This is a genomic window from Actinoplanes siamensis (genome assembly GCF_016862395.1).
In the GTDB taxonomy this organism is placed as follows: domain Bacteria; phylum Actinomycetota; class Actinomycetes; order Mycobacteriales; family Micromonosporaceae; genus Actinoplanes; species Actinoplanes siamensis.
The window spans coordinates 1-13280 of sequence record NZ_BOMW01000025.1; the positions used below are offsets into that span (position 1 = coordinate 1).

At 72.1% G+C, this 13280-nt stretch carries 16 protein-coding genes and 1 pseudogene; 13 read left to right on the forward strand and 4 right to left on the reverse strand.

Annotated elements, in window-relative coordinates:
• Positions 1–271: hypothetical protein (locus Asi03nite_RS13695; RefSeq protein ID WP_203679838.1), on the forward strand; the 271-nt coding region annotated here is incomplete at its 5' end.
• Between the two features lie 333 nt (positions 272–604).
• Here the strand turns inward: Asi03nite_RS13695 and Asi03nite_RS13700 are convergent.
• The gene (locus tag Asi03nite_RS13700) at positions 605–1141 is read right to left on the reverse strand and encodes a YbhB/YbcL family Raf kinase inhibitor-like protein (RefSeq protein WP_203679840.1); all 537 of its coding nucleotides are present in this window, start codon (positions 1139–1141) and stop codon (positions 605–607) included.
• A 195-nt stretch (positions 1142–1336) separates the two neighbouring features.
• Between Asi03nite_RS13700 and Asi03nite_RS13705 the strand changes: the two genes are divergently transcribed.
• From Asi03nite_RS13705 to Asi03nite_RS37820, 9 genes and pseudogenes are all read left to right on the forward strand, one after another.
• Positions 1337–1969, forward strand: a complete 633-nt coding sequence (locus Asi03nite_RS13705) for a GntR family transcriptional regulator (RefSeq protein WP_203679842.1) — start codon at positions 1337–1339, stop codon at positions 1967–1969.
• A 10-nt stretch (positions 1970–1979) separates the two neighbouring features.
• The gene (locus tag Asi03nite_RS13710) at positions 1980–2921 is read left to right on the forward strand and encodes an NAD-dependent epimerase/dehydratase family protein (RefSeq protein ID WP_203679844.1); all 942 of its coding nucleotides are present in this window, start codon (positions 1980–1982) and stop codon (positions 2919–2921) included.
• A 206-nt stretch (positions 2922–3127) separates the two neighbouring features.
• Complete coding sequence (locus tag Asi03nite_RS13715; RefSeq protein WP_203679846.1) at positions 3128–4261, forward strand: glycosyltransferase; 1134 nt, start codon at positions 3128–3130, stop codon at positions 4259–4261.
• A 12-nt stretch (positions 4262–4273) separates the two neighbouring features.
• Positions 4274–4996 carry a hypothetical protein gene (locus Asi03nite_RS13720; protein ID WP_203679848.1) on the forward strand — a complete coding sequence of 241 codons (723 nt, stop codon included), beginning with the start codon at positions 4274–4276 and terminating at the stop codon, positions 4994–4996.
• Positions 4997–5007: 11 nt separating this feature from the next.
• The gene (locus Asi03nite_RS13725) at positions 5008–5331 is read left to right on the forward strand and encodes a hypothetical protein (RefSeq protein ID WP_203679850.1); all 324 of its coding nucleotides are present in this window, start codon (positions 5008–5010) and stop codon (positions 5329–5331) included.
• Positions 5331–6416, forward strand: coding sequence for a glycosyltransferase family 4 protein (locus Asi03nite_RS13730; protein ID WP_203679852.1), 1086 nt, complete (start codon positions 5331–5333; stop codon positions 6414–6416). Before Asi03nite_RS13725 ends, Asi03nite_RS13730 begins: the two co-directional genes overlap by 1 nt.
• Complete coding sequence (locus Asi03nite_RS13735) at positions 6413–7204, forward strand: hypothetical protein (RefSeq protein WP_203679854.1); 792 nt, start codon at positions 6413–6415, stop codon at positions 7202–7204. Before Asi03nite_RS13730 ends, Asi03nite_RS13735 begins: the two co-directional genes overlap by 4 nt.
• Before the next feature lie 33 nt (positions 7205–7237).
• Positions 7238–7828 (forward strand): response regulator transcription factor, encoded by a 591-nt coding sequence (locus Asi03nite_RS13740; RefSeq protein ID WP_373872106.1) that lies wholly within the window; start codon positions 7238–7240, stop codon positions 7826–7828.
• A gap of 193 nt (positions 7829–8021) precedes the next feature.
• Positions 8022–8372: pseudogene (locus Asi03nite_RS37820) on the forward strand (transposase); the annotation flags it as partial.
• Between the two features lie 96 nt (positions 8373–8468).
• Here Asi03nite_RS37820 and Asi03nite_RS13750 read toward each other — a convergent pair.
• Complete coding sequence (locus Asi03nite_RS13750; protein ID WP_203679857.1) at positions 8469–9410, reverse strand: inositol-3-phosphate synthase; 942 nt, start codon at positions 9408–9410, stop codon at positions 8469–8471.
• A 519-nt stretch (positions 9411–9929) separates the two neighbouring features.
• Between Asi03nite_RS13750 and Asi03nite_RS13755 the strand changes: the two genes are divergently transcribed.
• Together Asi03nite_RS13755 and Asi03nite_RS13760 are read left to right on the forward strand one after the other, a co-directional pair.
• The gene (locus Asi03nite_RS13755; RefSeq protein WP_203679858.1) at positions 9930–10346 is read left to right on the forward strand and encodes an SSI family serine proteinase inhibitor; all 417 of its coding nucleotides are present in this window, start codon (positions 9930–9932) and stop codon (positions 10344–10346) included.
• Between the two features lie 55 nt (positions 10347–10401).
• The gene (locus tag Asi03nite_RS13760) at positions 10402–10884 is read left to right on the forward strand and encodes a hypothetical protein (RefSeq protein WP_203679859.1); all 483 of its coding nucleotides are present in this window, start codon (positions 10402–10404) and stop codon (positions 10882–10884) included.
• Between the two features lie 174 nt (positions 10885–11058).
• Here Asi03nite_RS13760 and Asi03nite_RS13765 read toward each other — a convergent pair whose 3' ends face one another.
• Both Asi03nite_RS13765 and Asi03nite_RS13770 read right to left on the reverse strand, forming a co-directional pair.
• Complete coding sequence (locus tag Asi03nite_RS13765) at positions 11059–11838, reverse strand: hypothetical protein (protein ID WP_203679860.1); 780 nt, start codon at positions 11836–11838, stop codon at positions 11059–11061.
• Between the two features lie 75 nt (positions 11839–11913).
• Complete coding sequence (locus tag Asi03nite_RS13770) at positions 11914–12135, reverse strand: hypothetical protein (RefSeq protein ID WP_203679861.1); 222 nt, start codon at positions 12133–12135, stop codon at positions 11914–11916.
• A gap of 577 nt (positions 12136–12712) precedes the next feature.
• Between Asi03nite_RS13770 and Asi03nite_RS13775 the strand changes: the two genes are divergently transcribed.
• Positions 12713–13280: TetR/AcrR family transcriptional regulator (locus Asi03nite_RS13775; RefSeq protein WP_203679862.1), on the forward strand; the 568-nt coding region annotated here is incomplete at its 3' end.

Sequence of the window (13280 nt, forward strand, 5' to 3'; positions counted from 1 at the left end):
GCCAGCGACCGCCCGGCCAGCGACCGCCCGGCCAGCGACCGCCCGGCCAGCGACCGCCCGGCCAGCGACCGCCCGGCCAGCGACCGCCCGGCCGGTGGTCGCCCGGCCGGTGGTCGCGCTCTGGGTGGTCGCTGGCCGGGCGGTCGCACTCTGGGTGGTCGCGTTGTGGGTGGCCGTGCCGCGGGTGGGCCGTCGCGCTGCGGGCGACCGCGCCCCCGAGGCGCCGCGCCTCGTGGTCGGCGTCCCCGCCCGGGTGACCCCGCCCGGGTGACCGCGCGGGGGTAGCCGCGCCGGGGCCCGGCTGCGTGGTGGGCGCCTGCGCGGCGGATGGGTGCGCGCCAGGTGGCCATGGGGTCGGTGGGCGCGTCGCGGGCGGTGGCGCGGCGGGACGGGCGCGCGGCGGATGGACGCGCGATGGGCGTGGCTGCGGGCGGGTGGGTGCGCTGCGCAGCGGTGGCTGCCCGGCCCACGGACCCGAGTGAGCATTCGCCAGCAGGCCGCAGCCCACGGTGGCTGCCCTGCTCAGGACCTGAGGGCGCGCCACCTGCGCCGAGTGTCCGCCGGGCGGCCGGGCAGGAGAAGCACCGCCCGGCCGCCGCGTGGGTCAGCTGGCCGGGATCTCCGCCTTGGCGACGATGGTGGCGCGGCCCAGGACGTGGCCGAACATGGTGAAGTTCAGCACCGCGGGGGTGACGTCGGGAGTGACGCCGATCTTCTCCGTGTCCAGCGCGTGGACGGTGATGAAGTAGCGGTGGGCGCCGTGGCCGGCCGGCGGGGCCGCGCCGATGAAGCGCGACAGGCGGGCGTCGTTGGGCAGCTGGAAGGCACCCTCGGGGAGGGCCGCGCCGGAGTCGTCGCCGGCGCCCTCCGGCAGGCTGGTCGTGCCGGCCGGGATGTCGGCGACGGCCCAGTGCCAGAAGCCGGACTGGGTCGGCGCGTCCGGGTCGTAGACGGTGACGACGTAGCTCTTCGTGCCCTCCGGCGCGCCGGACCAGGACAGCTGCGGGGAGACGTCCTGACCGCCGGGGACGCCGAAGATGCCGGACATCTGCGCGCTGCCGAAGGTGGCGCCGTCGGCCACGGTGGTGCTGGTGACCGTGAAGGTGGCCGCTTCGGGATGGCGGGCGAACGGGTCGTTCATGGGGCGAGTCCTTCCAGGTGAACGGAGGAACCGGCCGGAGCCGGGTGGTGCGGCGGAACCGGCCGGAGCCGGGTGGTGCGGCGACCGGCCCGGCGGTGGCCGGGTGAGCGACCGGGCGCCGGTCCGAGGACCGGGCCGCGGCGCTTGCGAGATCGACGATAGCACCGAAAATCGATTATCGGTTAGGATGGGTCCATGGGTGAGGCGAAACAGATGCTCTCCGAGCGGATCTACGGCACGCTGCACGAGTCGATCCTGCGCGGCGAGTTCGCGCCCGGGGCGCCGCTCAAGCCGCAGGAGCTGGCCGGCGAGCACGGGGTCAGCCTCGCGGTGGTGCGGGAGGCGCTGGTGCGCCTGGTCGGTGACGGGTTGGCCGACCGGCTCGCCAACCGGGGCTTCGCCGTCCCGAGGCCGTCCGACCAGCGCTGGCAGGAGTTGACCGAGGCGCGGCGCACGATCGAGCCGGCGATGCTGCGGCTCGCCGTCGAGCGCGGCGACCTGGACTGGGAGGCGCGGGTGCGGGCCGCCCACCACCGGCTGACCCGGACCCCGGCGTCCGAGCCGGTCGAGTGGCCGCGGGCGCACCGCGGGTTCCACCGGGCCCTGCTGGAAGGCTGCGGGAACACGGTGCTGCTGGAGACGTTCGACCGGTTGTGGACGGCGTCCGAGCTGGTCCGCGCCTGGGCGACCGAGCGGGCCACGGCCCGTGACCACATCGGCGAGCATCGCCGTCTCGAGCAGGCCGCGCTGGCCGGCGACGCGGACACGGCCGCCGCGCTGCTCGAGCAGCACGTGACGCGGACGGCCGCCGTCCTGGCCACCGATTAGAGTTCCCGGTGTGCGAGTGGTGGTGACCGGAGCGGCGGGGTTCATCGGCAGCCATCTCGTGCCCGCGCTGGTGGCCGGCGGGCACGACGTCCTCGCGGTCGACGCCGTCCACCGGGCCACCACGCCGCGGGCCGCCATGGCGAACCGGGCCGAGCTGGCCCGCGCCGGGATCACGGTGACCGAGTGTGACCTGCTGACCGACGATCTCGGCCCGCTCGGGGACGCGGACGCCGTGCTGCACCTGGCCGGGCGCCCCGGCGTCCGCAGCTCGTGGGGGCCGGGCGAGGCCGACACCCACCGGGCGAATGTCGTCGCCACCGGGCGCCTGCTGGCTGCCTGCGCCGGCTCGCGGCCGCGCTTCGTGCTGGCGTCCAGCTCTTCGGTGTACGGCAGCGCAGCCCACCCGTCGGCCGAGTGCGACCGGCTGGAGCCGCGCAGTCCGTACGCCGCGTCGAAGGCCGAGGCGGAACGGCTCGCGCAGCGGGCCGCCGCCGAGGGGACGCCAGTCGTCATCCTGCGGTATTTCTCGGTGTACGGGCCGCGCCAGCGCCCGGACATGGCGTTCCACCGGTTCATCGAGGCGGCGCTGGACGGCTCACCGGCCCCGCTCTACGGCGACGGCGCGCAGAGCCGGTCGTTCACGTTCGTCAGTGACGTGGTGGACGCGACCGTCCGGGCCGCGCGGGTGCCGCTGCCGGCCGGGACGGTGCTGAACGTGGGCCATCCGGTCACGGTGGGCCTGCACGACGCGCTGGAGCGCATCGGCGTGCAGCTCGGCGTGCCGCCGCCGACCGTGCCGAAGGACGCCGCGCCCGGCGACGTGGCCCGCACCTGGGCCGCCGCGGAACGGACCGCCGCCCTGCTCGGCTGGACCGCGACCACGGGCCTGGACGAGGGCCTGGCCCGGCAGATCGAGTGGCACCGCGGTCGGCGTGGGGGTAGCCGTGGTTGAGGGCCCGGCCGGCGGGTCCACCGGCACCGCGGTCGGCGACGGGGTAGCCGTGGTCGAGGGCCCGGTCCGGCGGGTCGAGTGGCACCGCGGTCGGCGAGGCGAGCCGTGGCCGAGGGATCGGCGGGGCAGGTCGGCCCTTACCGTGACGGGAGGAGGAAGCGCCGTTGCAGGAGCCGGCCGGCGCCGCGATCGGAGGAAGGGGGAGCATGGCTGACGGCCACCGCGCGGCCTACATCGCGTTCGACCGCTTCCCGTCCGCCAAAGGTTCCGCGGTGCACATCCGGCACATGGCGGCCGAGCTGTTCGAGCGCTACGGTGGCGGTCTGCTCTGTGTGCTCGGCGGTGGGGGCCTGCCGGCCTACCAGCGCGAGGGCGGCGTCGAGATCGTCCGGTTCGGCGAGGTGGTGCCGAACTGGCTGGATCGCGCGGAGGCGTTCACCGCGTGGGCCGGCGAGCAGCTCGCGCCGCACCGCGACACGCTGGAGCTGTGCCATGTGCGGGATCCGTGGGGCGCGCTGGCGGTCACCGGTCGCATGGTCTATGAGGCGAACGGGCTGCCCTCGGTCGAGCTGCCCTACGCGTGGCCGCGGGTCGCACCCAGCACCCTCGCGAAGATCCGCGAACTGGAGCAGCGGTGCCTGAGCCGGGCCGAGGCGGTGATCGTGCCCTCGTACGTCATCGCATCTGCCGTTGTTGATCGCGGCGTCGCGCCGGGCCGCGTGCATCTGATTCCCAACGGGGCGGACCCGGTGCCGGCCGGAGTGCCGCGCCCGGCGGCGGCGCCCGGCCGGTATGTCGTCTATGTCGGGGCGCTGCAGCCATGGCAGGGCGTCGACGTGCTGTTGCGGGCGTTCTCGCGGCTGGCCGACCTGACCGATCTGTCGTTGGTGATCTGCTCGTCGGTGTCGCCGTCGCGGGCCCGCCCGCTGCACCGGCTGGCCGCGCGGCTGGGCCTGGAGGACCGGGTGTCCTGGCAGTACATGTTGCCGCACGAGCAGGTCGCGGCCTGGCTGGCACACGCGGAGCTCTCGGTGGCGCCGCTGACCGCGACCCCCCGCAATCTGGAGCAGGGGTGCAGCCCGATCAAGGTGTGGGAATCGATGGCCGCCGGCACCCCGGTGGTCGCCTCCGACCTGCCGGTGATCCGCGAGGTGCTCGGTGGGCACGGACGGCTGGTGCCGCCGGACCGGCCCGCCGAGCTGGCCCGGGCGATCCGCGTGCTGCTGGAGTATCCGCGCGCCGCCCGGGAGATGGGCGAGCGCGCACGGGAGCGGGTGCTCTCCTGGGCGGACGTGCGCAGCCGGCTGGCGACCGTTTATGACCAGGTGGAGAGCCACTGATACGGTCCGTTCATGTTCTGGCGCGAGCAGAAGGCCGCGATCGCGGGTTTCCACCCGCTGCACCAGGCGCTCATCCACGAGCGCGGATTCGCCGCCACGCTGCCGGCGGCGGACTGGAGCGCCCTGATCACCAGCCTCTACCGGCACGCCGGGCTGGTGCGGCGGCGCAAGTGGCAGTTGCCCGCCCGTACGCTCGATGTGGTGGTGCCGTTGATCTTGGAGGTTTCCTCCGACCTCGGGCCGAGCGGCACGCTTGCCGTCACCGCCGACCTGCGCGGCCGGGACGCTCCGGGTAAGAGCAGCCGGCCCCGCGACCTGCCGGTGCGCAAGCCGGTCCGCTCGGCCAGCGAGACCTGGCTGATCGACCCGTGGCTGCGGATGCGCGCGGACCTTCGCGACGGCAGCGTGCTGGAGATTCTCGTCGTCGACCGGGAACGCCGGCGCCGGATCACGAAGCGCAATCCGCGCGGAAAGTACAAGACCAAGACCAAGAGCAGGACCGTGCAGATCATCAAGGTACGGCGGAAGCTGCCCCGGGAGGCGCCGAGCCGGGTCCCGGCCACCGCGGCGCCGGGCTGGGTGCGGGTGCTGGTGCGGGAGGGATCGCGCCGCAGCGTGATCGCCTCCGCCAAACTGCTGCGTATGCCGCAGAACGGGCAGCAGCAGGTCGATCTGATCCTCAGCGTGGCCACCGAGCCGTTCCGCTGGACGCCGGAGAACCGAGGTGTGGCATGACTCCCTGTGCGGTGACCACGGGTTTTTTCACGCTCGGTAAGTGCGCGGTGATGGCCGTCGCGGCCTGCCCGTCCTGTGGCCGGGCCCTCTGCGCCAGTCACGTGACCGAAACGGGTCTGTGCCCGGAGTGCGCGGCGGCGCGCGATCAGGTCGGCCACCCGGCCGCGGCGGCCGCCTACCGCCGGCGGGCGCACCGGGCCCGCACCTCGAACGAGTACCAGGACGCCGGGTGGTACTCGGGCTTCGACGCGTACGACCGTTCCGCGTTCGCGCCGGGGGCGGGCGCGCGGCAGGACTACCTCGACGACGATGACGACGCGCTGGTGGACAGCTGATGCGGCTGCTCTGGCTCACCGAGAACTATCCGCCCAGCTCCGGGGGGATGGCCAACTCGTGTGACCGGATCGTGCGGGGGCTGCGGGAAGCCGGCGTGGAGATCGACGTCGTGCACCTGAGCCGCCAGGTCGTTGCTAGGCGGAGCGCCGGGGTCCGGACGGTGGCGCTGGGTGAGGACCCGGAGCACGCGTTGCGGACGTTGTGGACGGCGCTGGCCCCGGCGATCGGGTCGTACACGCACGTGGTGGCGTTCGGCGGGACGTATCCGCTGCTCGCCGCCCCGGTTTACGCGGCCTGGGGCGGGCTGCCACTGGTCACGCTGCTGCGCGGGAACGACTTCGACACCGGGATGTTCTCGTTGCGACGGCAGCCGGTGGTTCTGGAGGCGTTGCGAAGTTCCGCGCACGTCTGCGTGGTGGCCGCCTCGATGGGACCGCTGGTGTCCGCGTCGGCGCCCGGGGTGCCGGTCAGCTGGGTGGCCAACGGGATTGATCTCGATGAATGGCGAATTCTGCCCTCGGAACGGGAGAGGGCGGCCGCCTGGCGCGCTTCGCGGGTGGAACCGGGACGGCGGACCATCGGGCTCGTCGGCCAGCTGAAGAACAAGAAAGGGGTACGGCTGCTGCTCGACGGACTGGTCCCGGACCGGTTCCACGTCGTGCTGGCCGGCGATCTGGAACCGGGCGTCGAGGAGTGGCTCGCCGAGCATCCGTCGGTGGCCCACACCGTGCTTCCGTTCCAGGATCGATACCAATTGCTTTCGGTGTACGCGGCCTGTGACGTGATCGCGCTGCCGTCGTTCTACGACGGGCTGCCGAATGTGGCGCTCGAAGCTGCCGCTCTGGGGATCCCGCTGCTCACCTCGGATGCGGGGGGCCTGGCCGACCTCGTCGACGAGGAGATCGGCTTCCGTTTCCCGGCCGGTGACGCGCACGGGTGCCGGGCCGCCCTGTATCGATGCGCCGGAATGACCGACGCGGAACTGGCGGCGTTGGGCGAGGCCGGGGCCCGGCGGGTCCGGGAACGGTTCACCGTGGCCGGTGAGACAGACGGTTATGTGAAAGTGCTGGCCTCGGTGCGGTGATCGTCTGTTATGCGCAGGGCGGCGGACTCGGGCACCTGACTCGGATCCGGGCCTATCTGCACACCGTGCACGGGGATGCGCCGGCGGTCGTCGTCAGCTCCTCGCCGTTCGCCGGGGATGCCCGGTTGCTGGGACCGCACCGGGCCGTGGCCGGGCCGCTGCCCGGCGTGCTGGCCTCGGTTCCGGCGTCCCTGCTGGTGGTGGACGCGTTCCCGGCGGGGGTCGAGGGGGAGCTGAGGGCCGCCGACGTGCCGGCGGGGATCCGGACCGTGCATCTGGCGCGACTGTTGCGGTGGGATTCGTACCGCCGGGTGGTGGGGTCCGCCGGTTTTGATCAAACCCTGGTCCTGGAGGAGCTGAGCCCGGACCAACTGGCCGGCCTGTCCGCGATCTCGGGAGCCGTCGCTCGGCTCGACCTGGTCGATCCTCCGGCGCCCGCGTGCGCTCTCCCGGACGTCGCCGGGGCCTGGTTGATCGTGCACTCCGGGCCGCCCGCGGAGATCGACGAGCTGGTCTCCTACGCCCGGGAGTGCGCCGCGCTGGACGGGCGGCGGCCGCGGTTCGTCCTGGTGTCGCCGCATCGGCCGGCCTCGCTGGCGCCCGATGTGCGGCACGTCGACGTCCAGCCGGCATGGCCGTTGTTCGCGGGCGCGGAAAGAGTCGTCTCCGCGGCCGGCTTCAACGTGGTGCGGCAGATGCGCCCCTGGCGGTCCAAGCACCTGATGCTGCCGTTCCCGCGCCGCTGGGACGATCAGTTCGCCCGTGCGGCGCGGGCGCGGAGAAAGTAGACGCGTCAGCAGTGGCGCCGCCCGGTGAGGCCGATGATCAGCGCGGCGCCGACCGTGACGTGCATGCCGGGCGGGGCCGGGGTGGCCGGCGCCGGCGGCGCCTCCGGGGTGCCGGGCTCGTCGGCGGCGGGTGGCGGCGGACGTCCGGTTCGGGTGCTCGTCGTCGACGACGATGCGCTGGTACGGGCCGGGCTCACGATGATGCTGGACGGGGCGCCGGGCATCGCGGTGGTCGGCGACGAGAACATCCTGCACGCGTTGCGCGCCGGGGCCAGCGGCTACCTGCTCAAGGACACCCCGCCGGCCCGGATCGCCGAAGCCGTCCGCCAGGTCGCGGCCGGGGAGCCGATCCTGTCCCCGCGGATCACCCGCCGTCTGATGGACCGGGTCGCGGTGCAGGCCGGCGCCTATGCTCGGGCCAGGACCACCCTCGCGACGCTCAGCCCGCGCGAGCAGGACGTCGTGGCCGCCATCGGCCAGGGACGGTCCAACACGGAGATCGCCACCGTGCTCGACATGACGCTGGCCACCGTGAAGACCCACGTCTCGCACATCCTGACCAAACTTGGCCTGGACAACCGCACACAGATAGCCTTGCTCGCCCACGACGCGGGCCTGGCCTGACCGGCCGGACGGGATCCCGGTGACCGCGCGACTCGGCGCGGTTGTCCGCCCGAAAGCGACCACGAGTCCCAGCTGAGTGCCTGCGTTGATGGGGGCCCGCCCGGCCGGGCTGACCACCAGGCAGCTGGTCACCGCTACCGAGCTCAGCGCGTACCAGGTCCAGTCCGGGCTGCGATTCCTACGCGAGACGGTCCTGCCCCGGCGGCGGCGCTACCCGTCGGACACCACCGACGCCGAGTGGCAGCTCCTCGAACCGCTGCTGCCGGCACCGGCCAGCACCACACCAACAGGCGGCCATCCGGAGGCGCACCCACGCCGCGAGACCGTGGACGCGATCCGTTACCTGGTCGACAACGGCTGCAAATGGCGTGCCTTGCCCTCGGATTCTCCACCTTTCAAGACCGTTTACGGGTTCTTCGCCCGCTGGGCCAAAGCGGGCGTGCTCGAGCACCTTCGCGACCAACTGCGCCGCCGCATCCGCGTCGACGCTGACCGGTGCCCCCGCCCGGTCACCGCCATCATGGACTCCCAGAGCGTAAAAGCTCGGCATCCTCCAGACGCGCGGATCGCGGCAGATCCGGATAGCCAGGCACGGTCACTGCTGGACGTGATGCTGCCAGTTCAGAGAAGTGCTTCGAGATCAGACGGAGGTTCCGGGAGGAGATTTCAGGTGCCGCGACGCTTCGGCCGGATAGCCACCACGGCCTGATCGGAGAGCGGCGGCAGCCACGCGGATGAGGTCGATGTTGACACCGGCAGCACCGCTCGGGTCGTGGACCTGCAGTCGGACGTCCAGGCTCACCGCCGTTTCGCCCCATCCCTGCGCCTCGATATTGAGGTGGGCGATCTTCTGTGATTTCAGGTGAGGCAGGTAGCCCAGCGGCGCCAACTGAACCTTGTCAGAGCCCAGAGCATTCATCTTGGACTGCTTCTTACTGTCCGGGTTCTCGGCGAGATTGCGGAAGTCTTCGGTACCACCGAGGTTGACCTGGTAGGAGCTGACCAGAGTCAGGCCGCGGTCCTGCAGTAGCCGCAGCAGAGCTTTGTGGACGACGGAAGCACCGAATTGACTGGCCAGGTCGTCGCCGATTAGCGGCAGGCCTGCCTGTTCGAAGCGTTTGAGCAGCGACGAGTCCCGAGCTACCGGGTCCGCGGTGGTGTTGACGAATGCCACGCCCGCCAGCAGAGCCGCCTCCGCGTACGCCCGAGCAGTGTCCGGCCGACCGCTTGGCGCGGAGTAGAGCAGAACCTCGGAACCTGTCAGTGCCTCTGCCACCCTCCGGATCTCGCTCGAATCTGTGAGCCCGCGCTGCACCCTGACGCCGGACGGAGGAAGTTCTGCATCCAGGCGAGGGAAGTTGTTCGGTGGTGCGAAGATCGCTCGGTGTAAATCCTGGCCGACCTTGCCGGCGGAGATGGCGAAGGCCGCAACGAAGTCGATATCGTCAACGCCCAGCCCGTTCACCCGAGGCTGATGAACGCCAACCAAGCTCCCGGTGCTGCGGCAGAAGTTGATTCCCTGCACCAACGCTGACGTGTTGTTGCCGACGCCAACGACTGCCACCCTCACCTTTTCGATCACTGCACGAGGCTACAGGCGTACGCCCGCAAGCGGGTTGCCGCCGCTGGTAAGCGACGATAGGCACAAGCACTACTTTCGGCTACTTGCACCGGATTAACCTGAGGTCGCCCCCACAGTGCGGCGTTCCGATTGGCGTCACAGTGACGGCCATACCTACCTCCAAGGCCATCGACTACGCGGTCAGACCGGTGCAGGGGCGCGGTACCCGAATTCACCCGTAGTGACGAATCCGACACAGTGGAGTGTTGCCGGCCGGTTCCGCGGTGGGCGGCCGGCGTCCACCCCTCGCGCGAGCGGCTACAACGCGGTTGCGACCCGTTCCCGGCCAATCGGCGGCACGCCGCGGGCGATCACCGGAACGCCCTCCTGACGCATTCTAATCACAATTGCAAAAATGTCGGGTTGACGCCCGTGGAGGGTCGCTTTACGGTGTGCGTGACTCACCGCGGGTGAATTCCACCGAGCGCTCTCCACAAGAGAGGCGCCGCATTCACCGTACCCTTCCACAAGGAGGAAATGATGTACTCGATCCGTCGTGCGGGCGTTCTCGCCCTCTCCCTCTGCGCCGCCACCGCCACCCTGGCAGCCGGGTCCCCCGCGCAGGCCGCACCCACTCCGGCGCCGGCCTCCAGCGGCCGCGTCGTGCTCAGCGTCTTCCCTGCTGAAGTCGGCGACGAGACGCCCCGCGTGGCGGTGCTGCGATGCGACGTCGACGGCGGGACGCACCGCCTCGCCAAGACCGCCTGTGACGAGCTGCGCGCCGTCGACGGCGACGTGGCCGCACTGGCCGACGACGAGGCCATCTGCACGCGGGAATACCGTCCGGTCACTGCCGTGGCGGTCGGCGTGTGGCGCGGCGAGCCGTTGACGTACCGCGCCACGTTCTCGAACCGGTGCATTCTTCTGTCCGCGACCGGCAACGTGTTCAATTTCTGAACGCCGAATTCACCGCGTAGACCGCACCGGCATTCGAAAGAAACGGACCACGTCAATGTCTGACAATTCTCGGCGCACGATTCGTACCGTCGCCCTCCGGGGCGCCATGGCCCTGACGGTCGGCCTCGGCCTGGTGGCCGTGGGCGCACCGCCTGCCGCCGCTGCCGTGACAGACGCCGCGCCGGGCGTCACCGCAGCAGCCGCGGGCAACGCTCGCACCAAGTCGGTCACCGTACGCCGCTCGGGCGGCTTCACCGGCGCCACCCAGCTGTTCATGGTCGACCGGGCCACCGAAGGACGGCAGGCGGCCACCGTGCTGACCGTGACGGCCACCCGTCGCTTCCGCTCCCTCGATTCGCAGTACCTGCCGGCCGACCCGTGCTGTGACCGCTTCGGCTACGAGGTCGTCGTGCGCTACCACGACGGCAGCGTCAAGACGGTCACCACGGTGGCCGACACCGCCGGCACCCCGCAGGTGCTGACCGACGTCATCCAGCTCGTCACGCAGGTCGGTGTGCCCGTCCCCACCGACGCCTGACACCGCCACCCCACCTCGGCTCCGGCACGACCATCCGGTCGGGTCGGAGCCGTCCGGCGTTTCCGGGCCCGCGGCCCCCGGGCCGGAGCGGGAGGTTGAACAGCAAGCTGAGCGGCTCGGGCCCAAGCTGATGGTGGTTGTCCGGGCTGGGGAGCCACCGGCCGGTGTCGCGGCTCAGGCGGGGCGCTGGACCCAGGAGCGCCGGCCCGCGGCGACCGGGCGGCCCTGCTGCTTCGGCAGGTGATGGCGCACCGCGGCGGCGCGCGCCTCCGCGACGTCGGCCTCGCGGCGCAGGCTGTCCCGGGTGGAGGCGGCCAGTTGCGCGTCGTGCCAGGCGGTCCGCTCGGTGGCCGCGGCCCGGCGGTGCAGCTGCTCGCGGTGGCAGGCGGCGGCGCGCAGCAGGACCAACTCCTGCTCCACCGGGTGCAGCCGGGCGTCCCAGCCGTCGCGGCCGGCGGCCGCGGCCGCCGGCGCCGTGCTCGGCAGGTCGCCCCGCTCGACCGCCTCGCGCACCGCGCGGTGCAGGAAACGCTCGCGGTCGGCGTATTCCGCGGCGGTCCGCGGGGTCGCCGGCGTGGCGAAGACGGCGGCCGTCCGGGCGCGCCTCAGCCGCTGCTCGGCCTCCTGCCACGCCGCCCAGGCGTCGTCCGCCCGCCGCTCCGCCTGCCGCCACAGATCCTGCCAGCGCTGCGCGGCCTCCTGCGCCCTTCTCGCCGCGACCCGCACCTCCTCGGCATACCGCGCCGCCTCCACCGCCTCGTCCCGTTCCCGGTCGCGGTCCTGCTGATACCGCTGGGCCGCGCCCAGCACCTGCAGCACCGCCATCCGGGGATGCCGCATCGACCGCGGACTGGCCAGCACCAGCAGGGCCGGCAGCGAGACGAACATCAGCACCAGCCAGATCGCGACCGGCGCCACCGGGTCCGCGAGCAACATCTGTGACAGGACGTTCACCGTCGAGACTCCTAGATTGAGAGAGTTCGATAGAAGCGAGTCGGCCGGCGCGGAGCGGCGCGGCGGGAGGGGGAATCAGGCGAAGAGCGCGGGCGGAGCGCGCGAGGCGCCGACGGCCGCGGTGAACTGCGAGGTCAGCACGCGTGCCGGCCCGGTCGCCGCAACGACCGGCGCGACCTCGGTGTCCACCGGGGAGTCGGGCAGTGGCCTGCGCGCACCGGCGATCACGGTCTGCAGCGCGGCCAGCACAAGGGACAGGAGGTGGCGCAGCGACCCGCGACCCCACTCCTTCACCATGACTCCCAACCTACCCAGTGACCACCGTCCCGGCCACTCGGCGCGCGGAGACTCACGGAGCACCACCGCATCGGGTCGGCGCGCCGGGCATGCCGGCCCGCCGTCACCACCCCGGTGACACCGGTGAGCCGCCGGCTCGCAGGTGTGACGACTCCTCCCGGCCGCGGCCCGCGCGGCCGGGCCCGATCTCGCAGCTGGTTCGCCTGCTTTTCGACGAGTCATGGCACAACGCATTTCGATCCGCGTTCGACGACCCTTTCCGGTCAATGGCGGATCATCAGAGAAACGGTGCCGTGGCTGCCCTCGGCCACCGTTGTGGCAATTGTCGCGCTGCTCGGTCGGATGGTGGTGGGAGTGGTGCTTTCGGCGGGCCGGGCCGGACCTGCCGCCGGCTCACCGGCTCCAGTGTGGACCCGGGGCGGGGGCTCGGCCGGCTCGCTCGCAAATGCCCTGGTAGATAGGTGTGGCTGCCGGCGCTGCCGTCCGGCCGGACCTCCTGCTCGACACCCTCTGGGACGGCTGTCCTAAGATCTGCTGTAGGACGACCGTCCCAGAGAGTGGGGAAGCCATGGCGACAATGGCAGGAAATACGACCCGGGCGCAGATCGTCGCCGCGGCCGACCGGCTTTTCTACGAACGCGGTTTCGAGCACACGTCGTTCACGGCGATCGCTGAGTCGGTCGGCCTTTCACGGGGCAACTTCTATTACCACTTCAAGACCAAGGACGAGATCCTGGCCGCGGTGATCGAGTCCCGGGTCGCGGCCACCCGGGCGATGCTGCGGCAATGGGAGGACGAGGCCGCCGCGCCCGCGGAGCGGATCCGCCGGTTCATCCGGATCGTGGTGACCAACCGCGCCGACATCCGGGACTTCGGGTGCCCGGTCGGCACGCTGACCGCGGAGCTGGCGAAGCTGCGTCACTCGTCGCGACCGGAAGCCGTCGCGCTGTTCACGCTCTTCCGCGACTGGCTGGGCGCCCAGTTCACCGCGCTCGGTCTCGCCGCCGAAGCCGACGCGACGGCCCTGCACGTGCTGGCGTTCAGCCAGGGCGTCGCCGCGCTGGACAACGCTTTCGGCGACCGCGACTTCGTCGACCGGGAGGTGGAGCGCATGGAAGCGTGGCTCGCCGCCCGGGTGCCGGAAT